This window comes from Streptomyces sp. NBC_01092, from assembly GCF_045039535.1.
Lineage (GTDB): Bacteria > Actinomycetota > Actinomycetes > Streptomycetales > Streptomycetaceae > Streptomyces.
In genome coordinates this window covers 950,408-971,472 of sequence record NZ_CP108659.1, presented here as the reverse complement: position 1 = coordinate 971,472, position 21,065 = coordinate 950,408, and the positions used below count along the sequence as shown (strand labels likewise).

General features: G+C 70.3%; 20 protein-coding genes and 5 pseudogenes. 17 read left to right on the top strand and 8 right to left on the bottom strand.

The features are described 5' to 3' along the window. Window positions 1-60 precede the first annotated feature (60 nt). The 3 genes from OG254_RS04205 to OG254_RS04195 all read right to left on the bottom strand — a co-directional run bounded on the left by OG254_RS04205 (window position 61) and on the right by OG254_RS04195 (window position 2,072). Window positions 61-630, bottom strand: a complete 570-nt coding sequence (locus OG254_RS04205; protein ID WP_405577341.1) for an SRPBCC family protein — start codon at window positions 628-630, stop codon at window positions 61-63. A 151-nt stretch (window positions 631-781) separates the two neighbouring features. Beyond that, entirely contained in the window at window positions 782-937 is a 156-nt protein-coding gene (locus OG254_RS04200) for a hypothetical protein (protein ID WP_405577339.1), read from the bottom strand. 754 nt (window positions 938-1,691) lie between these two features. After that, complete coding sequence (locus OG254_RS04195; RefSeq protein WP_405577337.1) at window positions 1,692-2,072, bottom strand: STAS domain-containing protein; 381 nt, start codon at window positions 2,070-2,072, stop codon at window positions 1,692-1,694. 270 nt (window positions 2,073-2,342) lie between these two features. Between OG254_RS04195 and OG254_RS04190 the strand changes: the two are divergent. From OG254_RS04190 to OG254_RS04165, 6 genes and pseudogenes are all read left to right on the top strand, one after another. Then, a pseudogene (locus tag OG254_RS04190) lies at window positions 2,343-3,324 on the top strand (alcohol dehydrogenase catalytic domain-containing protein). Between the two features lie 275 nt (window positions 3,325-3,599). Next, window positions 3,600-3,860 (top strand): pyridoxamine 5'-phosphate oxidase family protein, encoded by a 261-nt coding sequence (locus OG254_RS04185; protein WP_405577335.1) that lies wholly within the window; start codon window positions 3,600-3,602, stop codon window positions 3,858-3,860. Between the two features lie 270 nt (window positions 3,861-4,130). Further along, window positions 4,131-4,571: a pyridoxamine 5'-phosphate oxidase family protein gene (locus tag OG254_RS04180; RefSeq protein WP_405577333.1), complete on the top strand. Its 441-nt coding sequence runs from the start codon at window positions 4,131-4,133 to the stop codon at window positions 4,569-4,571. A gap of 148 nt (window positions 4,572-4,719) precedes the next feature. Beyond that, a complete protein-coding gene (locus OG254_RS04175; protein ID WP_405577331.1) occupies window positions 4,720-5,550 on the top strand; it encodes a universal stress protein in 831 nt (276 codons plus the stop codon). Between the two features lie 164 nt (window positions 5,551-5,714). Then, window positions 5,715-6,377 (top strand): universal stress protein, encoded by a 663-nt coding sequence (locus OG254_RS04170; RefSeq protein ID WP_405577329.1) that lies wholly within the window; start codon window positions 5,715-5,717, stop codon window positions 6,375-6,377. After that, complete coding sequence (locus tag OG254_RS04165; RefSeq protein WP_405577327.1) at window positions 6,302-6,604, top strand: universal stress protein; 303 nt, start codon at window positions 6,302-6,304, stop codon at window positions 6,602-6,604. The genes OG254_RS04170 and OG254_RS04165 overlap by 76 nt, the downstream gene beginning before the upstream one ends. A 14-nt stretch (window positions 6,605-6,618) precedes the next feature. Here OG254_RS04165 and OG254_RS04160 read toward each other — a convergent pair. From OG254_RS04160 to OG254_RS04150, 3 genes and pseudogenes are all read right to left on the bottom strand, one after another. Continuing rightward, window positions 6,619-7,028, bottom strand: a pseudogene (locus OG254_RS04160) (pyridoxamine 5'-phosphate oxidase family protein). A 132-nt stretch (window positions 7,029-7,160) separates the two neighbouring features. Then, window positions 7,161-7,257 (bottom strand): annotated as a pseudogene (locus OG254_RS04155) (IS5/IS1182 family transposase); the annotation flags it as partial. A gap of 195 nt (window positions 7,258-7,452) precedes the next feature. Further along, entirely contained in the window at window positions 7,453-8,421 is a 969-nt protein-coding gene (locus OG254_RS04150) for a helix-turn-helix domain-containing protein (protein ID WP_405577325.1), read from the bottom strand. Between the two features lie 288 nt (window positions 8,422-8,709). Between OG254_RS04150 and OG254_RS04145 the strand changes: the two genes are divergently transcribed. Next, a complete protein-coding gene (locus OG254_RS04145) occupies window positions 8,710-9,156 on the top strand; it encodes a hypothetical protein (RefSeq protein ID WP_405577323.1) in 447 nt (148 codons plus the stop codon). Between the two features lie 263 nt (window positions 9,157-9,419). On the opposite strand, the gene OG254_RS04140 is transcribed toward OG254_RS04145, so the two are convergent. Then, window positions 9,420-9,806, bottom strand: coding sequence for a hypothetical protein (locus tag OG254_RS04140; protein ID WP_405577321.1), 387 nt, complete (start codon window positions 9,804-9,806; stop codon window positions 9,420-9,422). 734 nt (window positions 9,807-10,540) lie between these two features. Next, window positions 10,541-10,675 carry a hypothetical protein gene (locus OG254_RS04135; RefSeq protein ID WP_405577319.1) on the bottom strand — a complete coding sequence of 45 codons (135 nt, stop codon included), beginning with the start codon at window positions 10,673-10,675 and terminating at the stop codon, window positions 10,541-10,543. A 515-nt stretch (window positions 10,676-11,190) separates the two neighbouring features. Here OG254_RS04135 and OG254_RS04130 point away from each other — a divergent pair. The 10 genes and pseudogenes from OG254_RS04130 to OG254_RS04085 all read left to right on the top strand — a co-directional run. After that, complete coding sequence (locus tag OG254_RS04130) at window positions 11,191-11,604, top strand: hypothetical protein (protein WP_405577317.1); 414 nt, start codon at window positions 11,191-11,193, stop codon at window positions 11,602-11,604. A gap of 98 nt (window positions 11,605-11,702) precedes the next feature. After that, the gene (locus OG254_RS04125; protein WP_405577315.1) at window positions 11,703-12,395 is read left to right on the top strand and encodes a response regulator; all 693 of its coding nucleotides are present in this window, start codon (window positions 11,703-11,705) and stop codon (window positions 12,393-12,395) included. Between the two features lie 139 nt (window positions 12,396-12,534). Then, on the top strand, window positions 12,535-13,563 hold the full coding sequence (gap, locus tag OG254_RS04120) for a type I glyceraldehyde-3-phosphate dehydrogenase (RefSeq protein WP_405577313.1): 1,029 nt from the start codon (window positions 12,535-12,537) through the stop codon (window positions 13,561-13,563). Window positions 13,564-13,683: 120 nt separating this feature from the next. Next, on the top strand, window positions 13,684-15,414 hold the full coding sequence (locus OG254_RS04115; protein ID WP_405577311.1) for a GAF domain-containing protein: 1,731 nt from the start codon (window positions 13,684-13,686) through the stop codon (window positions 15,412-15,414). 286 nt (window positions 15,415-15,700) lie between these two features. Beyond that, window positions 15,701-16,060: pseudogene (locus OG254_RS04110) on the top strand (NAD(P)(+) transhydrogenase (Re/Si-specific) subunit beta); the annotation flags it as partial. A gap of 172 nt (window positions 16,061-16,232) precedes the next feature. Further along, the gene (locus OG254_RS04105; protein ID WP_405577309.1) at window positions 16,233-16,559 is read left to right on the top strand and encodes a rhodanese-like domain-containing protein; all 327 of its coding nucleotides are present in this window, start codon (window positions 16,233-16,235) and stop codon (window positions 16,557-16,559) included. Window positions 16,560-16,618: 59 nt separating this feature from the next. Beyond that, window positions 16,619-17,827: an FAD-dependent oxidoreductase gene (locus OG254_RS04100; protein WP_405577307.1), complete on the top strand. Its 1,209-nt coding sequence runs from the start codon at window positions 16,619-16,621 to the stop codon at window positions 17,825-17,827. Window positions 17,828-17,954: 127 nt separating this feature from the next. After that, window positions 17,955-19,340: a rhodanese-like domain-containing protein gene (locus OG254_RS04095; RefSeq protein ID WP_405577305.1), complete on the top strand. Its 1,386-nt coding sequence runs from the start codon at window positions 17,955-17,957 to the stop codon at window positions 19,338-19,340. 118 nt (window positions 19,341-19,458) lie between these two features. Beyond that, complete coding sequence (locus OG254_RS04090; RefSeq protein ID WP_405577303.1) at window positions 19,459-20,040, top strand: rhodanese-like domain-containing protein; 582 nt, start codon at window positions 19,459-19,461, stop codon at window positions 20,038-20,040. Beyond that, a pseudogene (locus OG254_RS04085) lies at window positions 20,037-20,873 on the top strand (sulfite exporter TauE/SafE family protein); the annotation flags it as partial. The gene OG254_RS04090 and the pseudogene OG254_RS04085, both read left to right, overlap by 4 nt. Window positions 20,874-21,065: the final 192 nt, after the last annotated feature.

Here is a 21,065-nt window from a genome sequence, read left to right as displayed (position 1 = left end):
GCTACACAGGCGCGGCTGTCGGCCCCATCCAGCGGGTCGGCCGCCCGATGACCCGGCGGGTCACGCGAGCGCCGCGCGCCGCTCCGCCTCATGCTTGACCGCCGCCAGCTTGGCCGCGACCGTCGCCTCCCAGCGCGGCGCGACCACGCCGCCCCACCACTGGCCGGCTGCCCACAGGTCGGTACCCAGCTCGCCGGTGTACGTCAGCCGGGTGCCCGGCCCGTGCTCGCTGAGCTCGAACGACTCGGTGACCGCCGGGACAGGTCCGCGCACCAGGCGAAAGTCGACCCGCATCGGGCGGGTGAACCTCACGGTCTCCACGGTTGTGGCCGTCAGTCGCCCGCCCGCGACGGGAGTGCGGTGCGCGGCGAGCACCATGTCGCTGCCCTGCTCCAGCACGCTCACCTTCTCCCGCATCGCCCGGGTCGTCCGCCCCAGATAGGGTTGGGCGATCACCTGGAAGACGGTTTCGCGGGGCGCCACGATGTCGACGGTCTGCGGTCCCAGGGGACGGGTTCGCCGTCCCACTCCGAGATCGAGCGGCAGGGCGCCGCAGACCAGCCCCAGATATCCCGCTGCCGCACCGCCCGCCACTGCCCCCACGACCATCAGTCTGCCGACCCACGTCATGCCCGTACCCTTCCCGCTCGGTCTGCTCGTCCCTCTCACCGCGAGGCTCTCGTCCCTCTCACCGCGAGGCTATGGCGGCCGTCGCCGCGCAACGGTGAGGGCGCTCACCTTCAACGAGCGCCCCTGACGCCTACGGTGGGCCGCAAGCCGATCACTTCCCGTTGAGAGAGGACTTCACGTGCGTGCCGTCCGCGTCGCGGGCCTGCGGCACACGGACCCGGAAGGCCGGGCCCTGCATCTCTCGGTGAGCGCCGCCGTGCTTCAACCTCCGCATCGCGATGGCCCACTTCGGCTGGGCCCCGGTCACCCGCCTCCTGCCCCGCCCTGGAGAAGCGGACCTGCTCGCATCCGTCCGCCCGACGGGGCCCGCCCCCGACCGTCCCCGTGGAGGCGGCATCGATCTGTACGGTGCGGTCTGACGCAGGCGCAGCAGCCGCTTCCCGTTCTCCGACCGGCCGATCCCGCCGTATCTGCGCGTCGAACTCGCCGCTGCGGCGGACGCGGAGGGCGCATGGGTCCGCTTCCCCGAGCACGCCGAAACGGCACGTCTGCTCGCGCTCACGATGGAGGGCGAGCAGCGCAACCGCTTCCACGCCGACCGCGGCACCGAGAGCTGCCTTTGGGTGCGCGAGGATCCGTACGCCGAGGCCGACACCGGCCCCCCGGGAGCGGCACTCGGCCGGCAGGACGCCCGGGAACGGCTCCCCATGCGCGACTTCACCGGGCAACGCCATGCCGACAAGCCTCTCGCCCGCCCCTACGAGGCAACCCCCGTCATCGCCCTGCTGACCACAGAGCACGACTGCCGCACCGACTGGTTGCGGGCCGGACAGGCCATGGAGTGTGTCCTCTTGGTCGCCACAGCCCAACGGGCTGCGCGCCTCGCTCCTGTGCCAGGCGATGGAGTGGCCCGACCTTCGCGAGTCCGTGACCTCCGGGTCCGATCACGCGCACGTGCTCGTCCGTCTCGGCTACGGCCCCGAGGGCCCTGCCACTCCGCGGCGGGCGGCGCGTACGGTGCTCGCGGCCGGGCGCGTGAGCGGGTAGCCGGTCGGGGTGCGTCAGTCTGCCGTGACGGTCACGACCTCCGCGGCGAGGGACGGGGGCAAGCCGGGGCGGATCTCGAACACGCCCGCCAGACCGGCGAGGCGCAATACGTGCCGGAAGCGCGCACTGTGGGCGACCAGTCGCAGTCGGCCCTGCCCGGCCAGGACGCGGTTGCGGGCCCGGCACAGGACGCCGAGCCCACTGCAGTCGATGAAGGACACGGCACGCAGATCGAGCACCAGATCGGGGCACGTGCCGGCCGTCAGCGCGCCCAGCCGCGCCGCCAGGGCCGGCGCCGCGAGGAGGTCGATCTCGCCGCGTAGCTCCACGACGGTCGTACCAGCGACTTCGCGCACCGAGAGAGGTGGCGTGGACCTGGTGTGGTTCTTGGACATGGTCACAGCGAATCCCGTGCAGCGGGGCGGGCGGAAGGGCCGGTCGGCCCCGCTTGACCGGTATCGCGGGGCTGACCGGACCCTACGGCGTGCAGCGGCCCGTCCGGCGGGCGATCGGGGTCGACCGGCCCAAGGCCACGCGCCCCGGCGCGGGACAAGCTGGATCTACGGGGCAATACGGGCAACCGTGTTCTCGGCCGAGCCCCGGAGCCGCTGCCCGGCGACAACCGGTGAGGGCCCCGGGGGGGGCAACTGGTGGGAAGGATCGTCATGAAGGGCTTCGTCTTCCATGGTCCCGGACACTTCTCCTGGGAGGACGTCCCGGACCCCGGTCTCAAGGACCCCACCGACGTGATCGTGCGCGTCGACGCCGTCCCCATCTGCGGCACCGACCTGCACATCCTCAAGGGCGACGTACCCGAGGTGCGTCCCGGCACGGTGCTCGGGCACGAGGCGGTCGGCGAGGTGGTGGAGACCGGCGCCGACGTGCGCACCGTACGGCCGGGGGACCGGGTCCTGGTCTCCTGCATCACCGCCTGCGGCCGCTGCTCCTATTGTCGCAAGGCCATGCACGGCCATTGCCGGGGAGGCGGAGGCTGGATCCTCGGTCACCTGATCGACGGCACCCAGGCCGAGTACGTGCGCGTGCCGCACGCCGACCTCCGTGCACGTTCGAAACCAAGGACGCCGTCCTGCTGGCCGACATCTTCCCGACCGCCTACGAAGTGGGCGTGCTCAACGGGCAGGTACGGCCTGGCGACACCGTCGCAGTGGTCGGTGCCGGCCCGATCGGGCTCGCCGCGATCGCCACGGCCCGGCAGTTCGGTGCCGATGCCGTGGCCGACGCCCGCGAGGCCCCCGAGCAGCTGATCGCCGACCTCACCGACGGGCTGGGCGCCTACGTGGCCGTCGGCGTGCCCGAGAGCTTCGAGATGTGCACGCGCATGGTCCGGCCCGGCGGCCACGTCGCCAATGTCGGCGTACACGGCAAGCCCGTAACCCTTCACCTTGAGGACCTGTGGATCAAGAACGTGACCAGCACCACCGGCCTCGTGGGCACCCACTCCACCCCCACCCTGCTGCGCATGGCGGCCGCCGGCCGGCTACCCACCGCGCCACTGGTCACTCACACCTTGCCGCTCGACCACATGGAAGAGGTGTACGACGTCTTCGGCGGGTCGCCGACATCGGCGCCCTCAAGGTCGTCGTCGCCGGGGAGCAGCCCGACGTGGTCGCCGTCCGGGCGGACTGACGAGAAGAAGTGGCGAGCCATGACCGAACAGGTCCCGTCGAGGGCGACCGGTTCGGCGCCCGTGGGTGACCTCGGACGTCGTCTCGCCCGGCGACACACAGAACTCGGCCGCTCCCTGGAGGAGACCGCCACCCGGGCGGGCGTGGCCCCGAGTCATCTTCAGTACCTGGAAGAGCATCCGGCCGCCGCGCCGGGTCCAGGCACGTTCCAGATACTGGCGGAGATCCTGCACACCACCGCCAGGAAGCCCACCGGAGACTTCGGAGTGCCGCCCGGTGCCGCAATCCGGGCGTCCCGCAGCCCCCAGCATCACCGACCAGTCCACGCCGGAGTGCCGTGCTCTGCTGTCGACCCATGGCGTCGGACGCATCGCTGGGCCCACCGTCACCGGGCCGGTCATCGGTCCCGTCAACTGCAGCGTCGTGGGCGATGCCATCGTGTTCCGGACCGCATCCGGCACGACACCATCGCAGGCGGCCGGCTGCCAGGTCGCCTTCGAGGTCGACCGCATCGACGAGGCATTCGCCCAGGGCTGAGCGTGCTCGTGCAGGGGTACGCGCGGACCGTGACGGACCCCGATGAGGCGCGTCGGCTCGACGAAGCGGCATGCGGCACGCCCTGGGCGGGTGGGCGGCACGACCAGTGGGTGCGCATTGATCCCGTTGCTATCACCGGGCGGCGGATCACGGCGCGAAAAGGGCTGTTGTCCGGTATGTCCGGGACTGATGGCCCTCGCCCGCAGCCTTCGTACGGCGAACGATGGACTTCTCAGCGCACCGCTGCATCAGGCGAAAGACGGACTGATCATGTACCGCAACGACGGATTCCGCGAACTCGAACGGCAGGAGTGCCTGCGTCTGCTGGCGAAGGTGCCCGTAGGCCGGATCGTGCACACACGCCAGGCCCTGCCCGCGGTACTGCCCGTCAACTTCTGCCTGGACGCCGACGGCGCTGTGCTGTTGCGCACCGCGGCCACGTCCGAACTGGTGCGCGCGATCGACGGGGCGGTGGTCGCCTTTGAGGCCGACGAGGTCGACGCGGCCACACACTCAGGCTGGAGCGTCGTCGTCACCGGCACCGCCACAGTGGTCACGGATCCGGACGAGCATGAGCGCTTGGCCCGCACTGGTCCGCGCTCCTGGGCACCCTCGCCCCGCGAGGTCTTCGTCCGCATCGACCCCGAGCTGGTGACCGGTCGCGAACTGGTCGGTGGACGCAGCATCTACGGGCTGGACCTCTCCTCCTGACGGGGCTACGACCCCTCGCATTCGTCTGCTGCGGGGCCGAACGGCCTGTGGCGGGGGCCGTGCGGCGTGTCGCCGGGTTCGTGTGGCCCCTGCTCGCGACGTCGTGGAAGCACGAGCATCGGCAGCACGGAGCAGAAAGGAGAGGGAGATGACTCGCCACCATGTGGTCGTTGGAGTGGACGGTTCTCTGAACGCCGTACGAGCTCTCGACCGGGCCTCCTCCGAGGCCGCACGCCGCGGCGCCGAACTGCGCGTCGTGTACGCGGTGCCCGACCAGGACGAGGCCGGACCCGTCCTCGCGTCGGCGGCCGCGCGCGTCGGGGAACGTCACCCCCGCCTGCCGGTGGTGACCAGGGCCCTCACAGGCAGTGCCGTGGAGGCGCTCGTGCGGGAGAGTGGCGGGGCGCAACTCACCGTTGTCGGCACCCGGGGTCACAGCGGAGTCGCCGGGCTGCTGGCCGGCTCGGTGAGCCTGCGGCTGGCCGCGCACGCGCACGGTCCCCTGCTCGTCGTACGCGGCGACCACCGGTGCGATGACAGGCGCGAGGTCCTGCTGGGCCTGGAGGGCGACTCCGACGTCGACGCGGCCTCCTACGCCTTCCACGAGGCGGAGCGGCGAGGCGTCCGGCTGCGGGTCCTGCACTCGACCCACCGGTACGTCACCCCCGAACTGCCCTCGCTGATCCCCGCGACGAGTCCCGGGCAACGACAGCTCGTCCAGGACGACCGGGCCGAGGAGGCCGTACCTCGCTTCAGCCTGGCCCGGCTGCGGGAGGAACACCCGGAAGTCGACGTCGAGACCCTCACGGTGCGCACCGGACCGGGGCACGCCCTGGTGGACGCCACGCGTGAGTCCGCCGTGGTCGTCATCGGCGCACACCGACGGGTGAGCGGGCTCGGACCGCAGCTCGGCCCGGTCGCGCACAGCCTGCTGCATCGCTCCCACTGCCCGGTGGCGCTGGTACCGACGACCGGCTGAGCGGCGAACACGCGGTCGCTCCGGTGCCACCGGCTCCTCAGGCACCTCCACGTCCGTCAGGATGGCCGTCGCAGAGGCCGATCGGCTGCTCTCAGGGACTTGGGTCCCTCCTGCCGCGGAGGTTGGGACACGAGTGTGGGGTCACACACCGAAGGAGGCCCCTCATGTCCCGTACCGTCACCGTCGGCCTTGACGGCTCCACGGAGAGCCTCACCGCTGCCGACTGGGCAGTCCGCGAGGCACGCCTGCGGGCGGTGCCGTTGCGTGTCGTGCACGCCGGGGAACAACAGCTGCATGCCTACGAGCCGTTCGCGGCGGAGGCCGTGCCGTTGGCCGGCGAAGACCGATCCGCCCGCATGCTGCACGAGGCCGAGTCGTCCTTGACGTACCGTCACCCCGGTCCGCGGATCACCGCCGAGCAGCTCGCCGGACAGCCCGCGACCGTGCTGTCGGCGGCCGCGCGAGAGGCCGAGGTTCTGGTGCTGGGGTCGAGAGTGCTCGGGCACGCCGCCGGACGTCTCTTCGGCTCCGTGGCACTGGCCGTGGTGGGCAGGGCCGAGGGCCCCGTCGTCCTCGTCCGCGCCGGAGCCGGTGTCGCGGACGAACACCGGGCGGGCACCGGCGGGAGTGCCTGCGCGGGCACCTCGTACCGCGACGTCGTACTCGGCCTGCACTTGCGGGAGCATCCCGACGGGGGGGTTCTCGAGTTCGCCTTCGACGCGGCCGGCGGCGCGCCACCAGGCTGCGGGTCGTGCACGGCTGGAACGCGGCACCGTCTCCGTGGGCGGGGGAGACGGACCAGTCGGTGGAGGCGGAGGGGAGCTTGACCGAGACATTGCATCCGTGGCGGGAGAAGTTCCTCGGCGTCGAGGTGACTGAGGAGGCCGTCGTCGGCAGGCCGGGCGCCCATCTGGCGGATGCCTCCCGAAACGCCTCGCTGGTCCTCCTCGGGCGCAGGCGCCGGCAGGCGTTGGTCGGACCGCACATCGGCCCCGTGACGCACGAGGTGCTCCATCGCGCGACCGCACCGGTCGTTGTGGTGCCGCACGACTGATCGGGGGCGACGGATCACGCCTCGGCGGGCTCGAGCCGGACTCCGGTGACCAGGTCGGGGCGAATCCGGACCGCATAGTCCATGGCCTGTCCCACCCAGGGATGCAGCAAGTCCTGGTAGCGGGCCAGATCGCGGGCGTCGGTCACGATGTGGGCGTAGCCGGTGACCACCACGCTCCAGCCGAGGTGCGTGTGAGGGTCGATGGCGTCGGCCTCGTACGCCACGACCATCCCCGGCGCGCCCGCCTCCCGGGCCCGTGACGTCAGGGCCGCTCCCACATGGTGCGGATCACGATGTCACCGTCCTCCAGGACGTGGTTGACAGGGCGGATCGACGGCAGGGCGTGCTGGGTGAACACGATCCCGACTTCTCTGAGGGAATGAGGCTGTAGTGGTGGTGCGGACCTCGGGTTTGTGCAGCTCAGCCACTGGTGATTGAACTCTAACTAGTGCAACAGCTGTGGTGCTAGCGCTGGCTGGAGTGTCGCTGGTGGCAACCGAGTGATCTGCCAGCGCTCTGCCGCAGTTGGCTTCCGAAGCTGTGTGGAATCCCCTTGCCGATGACCTGCGGACAGCGTCTCCCAGCACCCCCGAGAAGGTAACGCGGATGGTGCCACCGGCGCCTCGGTAGCCCTTATCGGCCCAGCACTCCACGCCGCGAGGGCCGGGGGTTCTCCGTACCCCGCGAGCGTGAGCGCGTAGCCGGCTCGGGGTGTACTCGGCCCGGCCCGTGACGGCGCCACGACCGCGGAACTCACCGAAACCGGAGAACTGGCACGGGTCGCCTGACCCCGGCCCTAGACCGAGCGTCCAAGGTCGGTCACGCGAAACACGGCCGCGCGGAGACCATCACGCGGAGGAGCGGGGGTGGTTCTGGTCGCGCCAGGAGCGAGGCGAGATTCCGTAGGCCTGTTTGAACACCTTGCTGAAGTGGGTCGGGTCCACGAAGCCCCAACGTCGTCCTATCGCTGCGATGGTCCGCAGCCGCCCGTTCGGGCCGGCCAACTCTTGCCTGCATTCGGCCAGGCGGCGTGTGCGGATCCAGTCTCCGAGGCTGATGCCTGACCGGGACAGCACAGCGTAGAGGTGACGTACGGAGATGTCGTGTGCGGCGGCTATCCGTGCCGCCGACAGGTCGGGATCGGCCAGGTGTTCCCGGGTGTATTGAGTGATCCGCAGGCTGAGTGTCGCCTCCAACGGTGCTCTGGCCAGGCTGGAGTTGCCGTGCTGGGACGTCAGGACGGCGCGGAGCAGTTCGATGCTGGGTTCCACGACGGTGTCGGCGTGCGGGCCCTGGTGTATTTCGTCGCTGACGGCCAGTTGGGAGAAGTAGGTGAAGGCGAGGCGCGCGATGGGGTTGTCGGGTCCCAGGGGGATCGCGGCGATGTCTCGTAGCAACCGCTCGGGGAGTGCGAGTGCCGCGCGGGGGAAACGGAAGAAGTGGCCGTCGACTCCCTCGTCATAGAGAAGTGTGTAGGGGGCGGTCGATTCGTAGACGGCGAAGTCTCCCGGCCTCAGCAGGCACTGGCGATCGTTCTGCACCACGAGGCTGGTGCCCGTCGTCTGAAGATTGAGGAAGACGACCGGCTCCTTGTCCTCCCGGGCCAGCCGCTCCGTCCGACGGATGGTGGCCGCGGTCGCCCGCGCCGAAAAGATCCTGAGGGGCCCAAGGGCGCCGAGCCCTATGCGGGCGGAGATGTCCTCAGCCGGAGGACGGTGATCTATTTCGACCGTCGCCATGGATTCCCACAGCGCGTGCCGGAGCACTTCCTCCCGGTCCTGCGGCGCCATGAACGCGGTGTCCAGAACCGGGCTCATGACGCAGACCTTCGTCTGCATCGGTCAGAAAGACGGCCTGACAATACCTGGGCCCGTTCCCCCACAAGCAACCCCTCAACACGGACAGTTCTCGACATCAGCTTGGCGGGATTGTCTCTCGCTGCGCAACGGCTTCGCCGGTCACACACAGGGCCCTCACCTGATGCGGCGTCAACTTGAGGCGATGCACTACTGACAAATTTCCCTGCACGGATGACAAAGTCCGAAGCCCACGGCGACCCTAAGGTCCATGGGTGAGGCCAGAGAGGCTAGAGAACGGGGAGTCACATGTTTCGCACCACTGGCGTGTTGGTCGCCGCGGCGCTTGGCGCGTCGATCGTCCTGACCCCGACGCCGGCATCCGCAGGAATTGCATGGGACTGCTACGGCACCCAAGTCAAGCGCTGCGCGGCCGTCTGGTGGGACAATACCAACGATAACATCCAAGCGCGGGCGAAGATCACCGACGTCGCCGGTGGCGGCAGCTACCAGGTCAAGGTCACCAACGTGAGGCTTGTGCGCACCGACGGCAGCGGTGGCTATGTGACACTGCGTCACGCGGCAGACGCCGACGGCTGGCATGACACCGAGGACAAGGCCGGCACCACCTCCGTCGACTCGTGTAACTATCCACGGCAGACTTACAGCGTGGTGGCGACTTTCAGTTGGAGGGGTGCAGGCTCCGGGGAGAAGACCTGGCATCCCGACAGCGGGTTGATCCCTTACTGTGAGTAACCCACCGAACGCGTCCGTCCCACACTGACCGGTGCGGGGCGGACGTGTTTCCCTCAGTGCATTCGCAAAGCACTCCGCGACCATCCCGATCGGGACTCCCGTTCGACGCGCATCCCTCAAGATCGGAAAGACAAGAGCCACTTACGTGCCTGACGCCTCGAAGGCACCTGAGATAGCCACCACTGCCCTCGCCGCATTCGGGCAGCATGATGGGACCGGTCCGCGGCAGCGGGGTGCCTGTGCGCCGAGGATTCCGCACCTTCTCAGCGGGCCTGGTTCAATGCCCGGGTCAGTTCCCGGTTAGCCGCCCGCGCGGCATCGAGTTCCTCGGTCCGCTCATCGAGCTGGCCCCTCATGTCGGTCAGGTCTTGTTCGAGCAACGTGATGCGGCGTTGAAGTTGGTCGATGCCTGCGGATGCGCCAAGGCCGGCTTCCTTCCAGGCGGTTTCACCGAGGCTCTCGGATAGACGCTTCTCCAACTCCCGGACCCGGACTGTCAGCCGCCGGTTCCGCTCCAGCGCGTTGGTCAGGTCTGCCCGCAGCGAGGCTCGGCTGACGGCCGCGATCCGGCCTTCTTCTGGTGGGGCTGCTGCGGCGGCGTGGACGCGTTCGATGAGGTCGCGGTGCCGGTAGAGGTAGGTGCGGTCCACTCGTGCGGCGCGAGCCAGTCCGGAGACCGTGATGTCCTGGTCGCTTCAACCTGTCCCGGGCTGACCGACAGACCCGCAGCATCGCCACGACTTCCTCGTCACTGGCCCGGTCCACTTCTGCCTCCGGCTCCTGCAGCCGGTGACGGGCCCGCAACCGATACCGCATCCCACCGCTCTCGCCCCGTGCCTCCACCGGCAGGTCACGGTCATCCCCCAGCTCGTAGAGCTGCTCAAGGGCCCAGGCCGGCGCGACCTTGTTGACCACCGCGTGAAGCAGGAACATTCGTACCGCGGTCAGCACCTTGTTGATTCGCGCATCCCCGCGGACCGGCGTTCCCGGCCCCGGGACCACGGCCTGGCGCCGGCCACCGTTGCCCGGCGCCCACCGCAGCCACACCATGAACAACCCCATGTCCCGGGCCGCTGTCGACCAGTCCCGCCCTGTACCCGCGCACCAGCGCAGGAACAAGGTCACCGCCTCGGCGTAGGCCTTCGTTGTTGTCTCTGCCCGGCCCCGGGCCAGGCGTATCTCCCTCAGGAAGCGGTCCGCCTCTTGGGCGACCTCCAGCCCGTCGTCCACCACGGTCCGGTACCGGGTCCCCGACGGCATCGAGACGAGAAATGTTTCGTACGTTCGTTCCCATGCTCCGTGTGTCGATCGCAACGATCCACTACAAGAGCCACACCCCCGAATAACCGTCGTAATACACCAAACGACAGCAAGAGATGCAATGTCACACCATGGCCACCAAAACCCCAGAGAACCGGCCGAAGGATACGCTGCCCAGGAGCCGCAGCGCTTCGGCGCTGTCGAGGTCGATGCTCCGGCGCGGTCCTGGGGCGACCGGCAGGGTGTTGTCGCGGGCCATGGTGGGTTTCCGTAGCTCTTCGTCTCTCACTGGTTGATGTCTCCGACGGGCTCACCTGGTCCGTCACGCGGCTCGCGACCGTGATGGCCGCTGGTCGGGTGAGGCGACTGCATGTGTGGGTTGCTGTTCGATCAGATCATTCGAACCGCGGCGGCTCCGCGGACGCTAGGGCCGTTCGGCCCTCGTCGGTGGCCGGGCGTCCGGTTGGAGGGGCGCGTGGGGACCGACGCCAAGTGGGGGCGGCTCCGGGGAAGACCAGCGCTGTCGCCGGTTCCGGTCCGCACGACGGTGCGGGCTCCGCGTGGACAGGGGATTGGCCTCGCGCGGGATCGAGCCTGCGCGGCATTTGGTCCTCCCGCATGCCCCACTCGATCGGCGCCGTGCGGGACTGGGCCCGACCTGGCTACGCGTCCTGCCTGTTCTGTCCGGCCTACTCGTCGCCCGAAATCTCCTGAGTGTTCTGCCCCTCCATGCCACGGCAGCGGTGTCGCCGACCTGCGCTTCGCCGCGCCCCGGTGTGCCGCACAGTCGGCCCGGCCGCGGAGGCGGTCCGCGAGTTCGTGGGCTGTCGCCTCGCGGGCGTGCACGAGCACCAGGGCGTTGCCCACCCGTATCTCAGCCGCCGCGGACCATGGCTGCTCGACGTGCCGCGCCGCGGCTCGGGTGACCCGCACCTCGCCGTCGACGCCCGGCAGCCCTGCCCGGTCGAGGGCGGCCTCGACCGTCGTCCGGACGTGGACGAGCGCTTTCTCGCCCACATCGCCCGCCACCCGCACGCCTGCCCGTCATGTGACCTGCTCCCTCTGATCCCCGATCAGGGGGCTCCACCTTCCTGCGCGGACCGGCTCGGCCCAGGGCCGTCCGGCCCCTCGGCCCGGCCCGTGGGACCTGTTCGTCTGTCGGCATCCTGCACGGCAGAGCCGGATTGAGGGCCGACCGGCCCGGGCCCGAAGACGAGGAAGCGAGAAGGATCTCCGTAGTTACGGGTACTCGACGCGCACGCGGATCACAGGACGAGGAGCATCCGATGACGGACGGCGGACAGCCCGGCACCGACGGCCCGATCCGGGTATTCCTGCTGGACGACCACGAGGTGGTACGTCGAGGAGTGCACGACCTGCTGAACGACGAGCCGGACATCACCGTGATACGCGAGGCCGGCACTGTGGCACAGGCCCTGGTACGGGTGCCCGCGCTGCGCCCCCAGGTCGCCGTGCTCGACGTGCGCCTGCCCGACGGCGACGGCGTGACCGTGTGCCGGGAACTGCGCTCGCGGATGCCGGAGCTGGCCTGCCTGATGGTCACCTCGTTCGACGACGAGGAGGCCCTGCTGGACTCGATCATGGCCGGTGCCTCGGGATACGTGCTGAAGCAGATCCAGGGCTCGGACCTGGTGTCGGCCGTGCGGACCGTGGCCCGGGGCCAGTCCCTGCTCGACCCGAGTGCCACCACCAGGCTGATGGACCGGCTGCGCCACGGGCAGGAGAAGGAGGAGGAGCCGGACGCCCTGCCCGGTCTCACGGACCGGGAGCGGGAGATCCTGGCCCTGATCGGCGAAGGGCTGACCAATCGGCAGATCGGTCAGCGCCTCTTCCTCGCGGAGAAGACCGTCAAGAACCACATCTCCCGTCTGCTGGCCAAGCTGGGCGTCGAACGGCGCATCCAGGCGGCGGTCATCGCCGCCCAGGCCCAGGACCGGCTGAAGCAACAGGGCCACTGAAGGCCGCTCCGCCGACGACGGAGGTGGGGCCGGACGTCCCGTACCTCAGCCCCGTGCGGCCCCTCCCGCACTGGATCCGCAGACCGCAGGCTGGCAGTGCACTGGACACCACCGGACCCCGATCGGGAGGACGACGGCCATGAGCGTGCCCGTGGGCATCAACGGATTCGGCCGGATCGGCCGCAACTACCTGCGCTGCGTCCTGGAGCGCGCGGAGACCGCCGCCGGAACCCCGCTGGAGGTCGTGGCGGTCAACGACATCACCTCGCCGGCCGCACTGGCGCACCTGCTGACGTACGACTCGACGTACGGTCGCATCGACCGCACGGTCGAGTACGACGACGACTCGATCACCGTGGACGGGCGCCGCATCGCCGTGACCGCCGAACGCGACCCGGCCGCGCTGGCCTGGGGCGATCTCGGCATCGACATCGTCATCGAGTCGACCGGCCGCTTCCGTAGCCGGGAACAGGCGGGTCGGCACCTGAAGGCGGGCGCTCGCAAGGTGCTGCTCTCCGTGCCGGGCAAGGACGTCGACGCCACCGTGGTGATGGGCGTCAACGAGGGAACGTACGACCCGCAGAGCGACCACGTCGTCTCGAACGCCTCCTGCACCACCAACTGCGTGGCTCCCATGGTGAAGGTCCTCGACGCGCACTTCGGCATCGTCAAGGGATTGATGACCACCATCCACGGCTACACCAACGACCAGGTGGTTCTGGACGGCCCGCACAAGGACCTGCGTCGCGGCCGCAGCGCCGCCGTCAACATCATCCCTACCTCCACCGGAGCCGCCCGGGCTGTCGGTCTGGTCCTGCCGGAGCTGGCCGGCACCCTGGACGGAATCGCCGTACGCGTGCCCGTGGAGGACGGCTCGCTGACCGACCTGAGCGTGCTCCTCGACCGGCCGGTCACCGCGGAAGAGATCAACGCTGCGTTCCGCGAGGCCGCCGACGGGCCGCTCAAGGGCGTACTGCGGGTGTCCGATGCCCCGATCGTCTCCCGCGACATCGTGGGCGACCCCGCCTCCTGCGTCCTGGACGCGCCCCTGACCCAGGCGCACGGCGACCTGGTCAAGGTCTTCGGCTGGTACGACAACGAGTGGGGCTATACCAACCGGCTGCTGGACCTCACCGAGTACGTCGCTGCCCGGCTGCCGCGTGGCTAACCGGTTTCCGACCCGGCCGCCATGGCTGATCCCGTACTGTCCTCCGCCACCGACCGTTACCGTGGCCCTTGACCGCAACGGTCGGCTGTGGGCGTGTCGACGGGATGTGGAGGATCACCGGTGGATAGCCAGGAGCAGCCCGGGCAGGCCCGCGTACGGCTGCCACAGCTGAAGCTGGACGAACTGCTCGAGGAGTTGCAGGCCCGCCTCGACGCGGCCCGCGGCACGCGTGACCGGGTGCACAGCCTCCTTGAGGCAGTGCTCTCGGTCGGCCGGGAGCTGGATCTCGAACAGGCGCTGCACAGCATCGTGGAGGCCGCGGCCGTGCTTGTTGACGCGCAGTATGCCGCGCTCGGTGTGATCGGCTCCGACGGCAAGCGGCTGTCCGCCTTCCACACCGTCGGGGTCGACGAGGAGCAGATCGCCGGCATCGGCCACTATCCGGAGGGCCACGGCATCCTGGGCGAGCTGATCCGCCACCCCGAGCCGCTGCGGTTGACGAAGATCTCCGAGCACGCCGCCTCGTACGGCTTCCCGGCGCACCACCCGCCGATGAACACCTTCCTCGGCGTTCCGATCCGGGTGCGCGACCAGGTCTTCGGCAATCTGTACCTGACCGAGAAGCGGGGCGGGGCGGAGTTCGACGAGGATGACGAGTCGGTCCTGTCGACCTTGGCCGTGGCGGCGGGCGTCGCCATCGACAACGCCCGCCTGTACGAGGAGTCCCGGTTGCGGGAACGCTGGTTGCAGGCCAACGCGGAACTCACCCAGAGCCTGATGTCCGGTAGCGAGCGTGGCCAGGCCCTCGGCATGATCGCCGAACGTGCCATGGAGATCACCGGGGCGGCGCTCGCCGTGGTCGCGATGCCTCTGGAGGACACCGAAGCACTGAGGGTGGAACTGGCCGTCGGGCAGAGCGCCGAGGCCCATCGCGGGCTCGTGCTGCCCATGAACGAGAGCCTGATCGGCCAGGCCTTCTCCGCGGCCACTCCCGTCACCAGCCCGGACGTCACCCGCGATGAGCCCGTGCCGTCCGCCTCGCCCCGATTCGACGGGCTCGGGGCCGCCGTGGCCGTGCCCATCGGGGCGGGCGACGGGGTACGCGGCGTCGTGCTGCTGGTGCGCGAGGCGGGGCGCACGGTGTTCTCCGAGAAGGAGATCGAGCCACTCCTGGGCTTCGCCGCGCAGGCCGCGATCGCCATGGAGCTGGCCGAGCGCCGCGAGGACGCGGAGCAGATCGCCCTGCTGCAGGACCGCGACCGGATCGCCCGGGACCTGCATGACCTCGCGATCCAGCGGCTGTTCGCGACGGGTATGACGTTGCAGAGTACCGGCCGCTTCATCGAGCACAAGGAGGCCTCGGACCGCGTGGCACGGGCGGTGGACGATCTGGACGAGACCATCAAGATCATCCGCTCGACGATCTTCGGCCTGCGCGCCCGCGACGGCGACTCCCGGACCGGGCTGCGGGCCAGGGTGGTCCGGGTGGCCGGTGAGGCCGCCCCCGTGCTGGGTTTCGCGCCCAGCGTGCGCATGGAGGGCCTGGTGGACACCGACGTGCCTCGGGAGATCGCCGACCATGTGGTGGCCGTGCTCTCCGAAGCCCTGACCAACTGCGGGCGGCACGCCTGCGCCGGCCGTGCCGACGTCGCGCTGGAGACCGACGGCCGCCAGATGCGGCTGACGGTGTCCGACGACGGCGTGGGCATCCCGGCCGAGGGGCGCCGCAGCGGCCTGGCCAACTTGGCCGAGCGGGCTCAGCAGTTGGGCGGTGAGCTGGAGGTGATCACTCCCGAGGGCGGCGGCAGCACACTGGTGTGGCGGGTGCCGCTGGCGGCGGAAGAGCAGTAGGCGGCACAAGGCGCATGGGTCCGTTGGACCTCTCTTGCGGGCCCTTCAGTTCGGTCCGGCAGGGTGCGCGGTGCCAGGCTGAAACCCGACTCACGAGGCACATCGGCGGTGGGAAGGCATTGTGCGGCCTCCCCGGAAGGGCAGGGCGGGCCGCCTTGCCCGCGTCAGACCGACGGCGGTTGTGCTGGGGAGGCGCGGTCCCTCATTGCTGGCGTGTGGGTCGAGGGTGACACCGGGGCCGTGCGGCGGGCGATCCAGGTGACGCACACGAGCAAGGTCGTCGGCTCAGCAAGAAGTCGGTGACCTGGCCAAGCTGCTCACCGACCACGGCGTCGACGTCAGCTATGCCGTCCATCCGGTCGCCGGTCGTATGCCGGGGCACATGAACGTGCTGCCGGCCGAGGCGAACGTGTCGTTCACCCAGCTGAAGGCGATGGACGACGTCAACCCGCGGTTTGCGCAGGCCGACATCGCCCTCTTCATCGGCGCGAACGACATGACCAATCCGATCGCGCGCCGTCCCGGCAACGCGATCTCGGGCATGGCGATCCTCGACGTCGACAAGGCGAAGAGCGTCGTCGTCATCAAACGCTTGATGGCGGCACCGTCGCAGCAGAGCCCGGACCACACGGCGGGACACGCATGACCATCCGCCTGCTCAGGGCGGCAGAACCGGGCTCGCCGACTGCGGCCGACGCTTGCCCGGAGCTGGACGTTGCCTCGCAGGCAAATACCCCCAGGGGTATTTGACGGAGCTCGCGCAGCCGCCGTACTCTCGCCGTATGGAAACCCCCGGGGGTATTTTAGGAGGGAATGAGATGGCCCGTGAAGCAAGGCAGGAGACGTTCGCTGCGGCCTGGGCCGACGGCGACCTGGTCGTTGACGTACGAGAGTCCGACGAGTACGCGGCCGGCCATGTGCCGGGCGCGCGGCCGATGCCCTTGCGCACCGTCCCGGCCGGCCGTGGCGAGCTGCCCACCGACCGTCCGGTGTACGTGATCTGCGCCAGCGGCAACCGCAGCAGGGCCGCCGCCGACTGGATGACCTCCCGCGGGATCGACGCCTGGTCCGTGGCCGGCGGCACCCTCGCCTGGGCCGGCAGCGGCCGGCCGGTGGCTGTCGGGCGCGACGAGCACGCGGCCTGACCGTGATCCCGCACCCCCGTCGACACCCGCACTCGGGTCAGCTGGAGAGGAGTTCCACCTTGGCCGCCACCCCCTCATATGCCGACGAGTCGATTTCCGGCCGTCATCGCGTCGCCGTCATCGGCGGCGGCAGTGCTGGCATCAGCGTCGCCGCCCGGCTGCGCCGGGCCGGCGTCACCGACATCACCCTCGTCGAACCGTCCGACACACACTGGTACCAGCCGCTGTGGACCCTGGTCGGCGGCGGCCAGGCGCCTCTGCGTGGCTCCCGCCGTCCGGAGTGGTCCGTCATACCCGACGGCGTGCGCTGGATCCGCCGGCGCGCCCTCGCCGTCGACCCCGACGCCCGCACGGTCACCCTCGCGGGCGGCGACGAACTCACCTACGAATACCTGGTGCTGGCCCCCGGCCTCCAACTCGACTGGGACGGCGTGCCCGGCCTCGCCGACGCGGTGGGCCAGGACCGGGTGAGCAGCAACTACGCGCCCGAGTACGCCCCGCGTACCTGGGAGCTCATCAAGGACATGCGCTCGGGTACCGCCGTCTTCACACACCCGGCCACCCCGCTGAAGATCGCGTACCTGGCCGCCGACCACTGGCGCAGGCTGAAGGTCCTGGACCGGATCCGCGTCATCCTGGTGATCCCCGATCCCGTCCTGTTCAAGGTGCCCGCCTGGTCGCGGGTCCTGGAGAAGGTGGCGGACCGGTACGGCATCGAGGTACGGCTGCGGTCCGAGATGACCGCCGTCGACGGCGACCGCCGCGAGATCACTGTCACCGATCACGCGAGCGGCTCGAAGGAGACGCTCGGCTACGACTTCCTGCACGCTGTGCCGCCGCAGAGCGCGCCCGACTGGATCAAGGCGGGTCCGCTCGCCGACCCGGCCAGCCCTCAGGGCTTCGTCGCCGCGGACAAGCACACCCTCCAACACCCGCTCCACGACAACGTGTTCGCGCTCGGCGACGTGGCGAACCTGCCCACGTCCAAGACCGGCGCCGCCGTACGCAAACAGGCGCCGGTCGTGGCCGCCAACCTGCTCGACGTGATGAACGGCCGGGCCCCGTCGCGCCGCTACGACGGCTACACCTCCTGCCCGCTGGTGACGGCCCGCGACCGGATGCTGCTCGCCGAGTTCGACTACGACCTGCGGCCCGCGCCCACGTTCCCGCTGATCAACACCTTCAGGGAGCGCCGGGACATGTGGGTGTTCAAGCGGTACGTCCTGCCGCCCGTGTACTGGCACGGCATGCTCACCGGCCGCCTCTGACCGGTCGGCCCGGGGTGTCCCCCGACCCGGGCCGACCACTCCCGCCCTCCAGCAGGGGCGGAGCAGACTTTCTTATATACCCCCCGGGGTATTAAACCCGGTCTTCCGACACGGAGGTCACCCGACCATGTTCTTCGCCCAGTACTACCTCGACTGCCTGTCCCAGGCGTCGTACATGATCGCCGACGAGACGACCGGCAAGGCCGTCGTCGTCGACCCGCGCCGCGACGTCTCCGAATACCTCACCGACGCCGAGGCGCATGGCTTCACCATCGAGGCCGTCCTCAACACCCACTTCCACGCCGACTTCCTCGCCGGCCACCTGGAGCTGGCCGACCGCACCGGCGCCTGGATCGGCTACGGACATCGCGCCGAGGCCGAGTACCCCATCCGCAAGCTGACGGACGGCGAACGGATCAGCCTCGGCGACGTCACGCTGCAGATCCTCGAAACCCCCGGCCACACCCCGGAGTCGATCAGCATCCTGGTCCACGAGCACGCCGACGACACCGTCCCCTACGGCGTCCTCACGGGCGACGCCCTCTTCATCGGCGACGTCGGCCGGCCCGACCTGCTCGCCTCGATCGGCGTCACCGCCGACGAACTCGGCCGGATGCTCTACGACAGCGTCCAGCACAAGCTGATGGCACTGCCCGACGCCGTCCGGGTCTTCCCCGCGCACGGCGCCGGGTCCGCCTGCGGCAAGAACCTCTCCACCCAGCGGCAGTCCACCATCGGGCAGCAGCGCGCCACCAACTACGCCTGTCGGCCCATGAGCGAGGAGGCGTTCGTCGAGTTGGTGACCGCGGGGCAGCCTTCCGCACCCGCCTACTTCGTCTACGACGCCATCCTCAACCGCAAGGAGCATGGCCTGTTCGACCCGGCCGCCCCGCCCCGGCCGCTGTCCGTGGCGGAGTTCATGGACCGACGCGCGGCCGGAGCGGTCGTGGTCGACGCCCGTTCCCCGCAGGACTTCGCCGCCGGACACCTGCGCGGCTCGGTCAACGTGCCCGCCGACGGACGCTTCGCCGAACAGGCAGGGATGGTCGTCGCTGCGGAACAGGACGTCGTCGTGATCGCGCCCCAGGACCGCGAGGAGGAGATCGTCACCCGGCTGGCCCGGATCGGCTTCGACAAGGTCGGCGGCTATCTGCGCGAGCCCGAGGGTGCCTTCCCCGCCCTGGCCGACCAGATGGAGCAGGCCAGCCGTCTGACCGCAGACGAACTGCGCCGCTTGCTGGACGGCGACGACGCGCCGCTGGTCCTCGACGTGCGCAACGCCGCCGAGCGCGAAGAGGGCTTCATCGAGGGCTCGTCGCACATCCCGCTGGCCGAACTGGCCCGCCGTGCGCAGGAGATTCCGGCCGGCCGCCCCCTGGTCGTCCACTGCGCCGGCGGCCACCGCTCCTCCATCGCCGCCAGCCTGCTCCGCCACCAGGGCCGCACCGACGTCTCCGACCTGCTCGGCGGCTACGGCGCCTGGCTCGCCCGGCCCGCGCACGCCGACGCGTGAAGCCGGACGGGTGGCCGCCGGGAGAACCGGCGGCCACCTGAGCCGCTCGCCATCAGGCCCTTGTCCCCAGCCGTCCAACCCCCTGTCCCGGCCGTCCAAACGGCAGCAAGGAATCCTCATGACCAACCAGGCCAGCGCCCCTCGACTCGACCCCACCGCCCTGCGCGACCTGCACCTCGCTGGAGACGGCCCCCGGCTGCTGGACGTGCGCACGCCAGGCGAGTTCCGCACGGCGCACATCCCCGGCTCCTACAACGTCCCCCTTGACACCCTGCGCGAACACCGCGCCGAACTGCTGCACCACCTCGACGAGGACGTCGTCCTCATCTGTCGCTCCGGCGCCCGCGCCACCCAGGCCGAACAGGCCCTCGCGGAGGCCGGACTGCCCAACCTGCGCGTCCTCGACGGCGGCATCCTGGCCTGGGAGAGTACCGGCGGCCCGCTCACCCGTGGCCCCGACCGCTGGGACCTGGAGCGCCAGGTACGCCTGGTCGCCGGAACCATCGTGCTGATCACCGGCGTCGCGGGCCTGTTCCTGCCCGGACTGCACCTGATCGGCACAGCCGTCGGGGCCGGGCTGACCGTCGCCGCGCTCACCAACACCTGCGCCATGGGCATGCTGCTGTCGAAGCTGCCCTACAACGGCGGTCCCCGCACCGACATCGACACGGTCGTCGCGGCCCTCAAAGGCACGTCATGATCGCCCTGATCGTTGCCGCGTCGCTGCTCATCGGCGTCGCCCTCGGCGTGCTGGGCGGCGGCGGGTCGATTCTGACCGTGCCGATCCTGGTCTACCTGGCCGGGATGGAGACCAAGGAGGCCATCGCCACCTCGCTGTTCGTCGTCGGCGTCACCAGCGCCGCCGGGGTCGTCTCGCACGCTCGCGCCGGACGTGTCCGGTGGCGCACCGGACTGCTGTTCGGGCTGGCCGGCATGACCGGCGCCTACGTGGGAGGGCGGCTTGCCGCGTTCGTCCCCGGCACCGTTCTGCTCGTCGCGTTCGCCCTCATGATGATCGCCACCGCCGTCGCCATGATCCGCGGCCGCCGAGGGGAGCCGAAGCGGATCCACCACGAACTCCCCGTGTTCCACGTCCTGTTGGACGGCGTCGTCGTGGGCCTGGTCACCGGCCTGGTGGGCGCGGGCGGAGGTTTCCTGGTCGTCCCCGCGCTCGCACTGCTCGGCGGGCTGCCCGTGGCCGTCGCCGTCGGCACCTCGCTGCTGGTCATCGCCATGAAGTCCTTCGCCGGGCTGGCCGGTTACCTGGCCAGTGTCCACATCGACTGGGGGCTCGCGGCCCTCGTCACGGCGACCGCCGTCGCCGGTAGCCTGATCGGCGGCCGCCTCGCCGGACGCATCCCGCAGGACGCGCTGCGCAAGTCCTTCGGCTGGTTCGTCGCCGTCATGGGAGTCTTCGTCCTCGGTCAGCAGACCGGCCCCGGCCTGCGCCACACCCTGCTGACCAGCCCCTGGACCGGGGCGGCCGCGGTCACCGTCACCGGGATCCTGCTCGGCTGGTACCTGTCCCGCCGCCGCAGGCCCGGCATGCCCCCCGTGCTCAGCAAGCCGGGCCATGGGAGTCATCCAGGAGCCCCGAGATATGGGAACAATCCGGGCGTCGCGGACGCTTTCACTAATACCCCGTTGGGTATATGGCACCGAGGACGTGCCGCCCGAAGGGGAGGGAGCCGAGGGCCTGTCCCCCGAGGAGGGTGTGAGACCGAT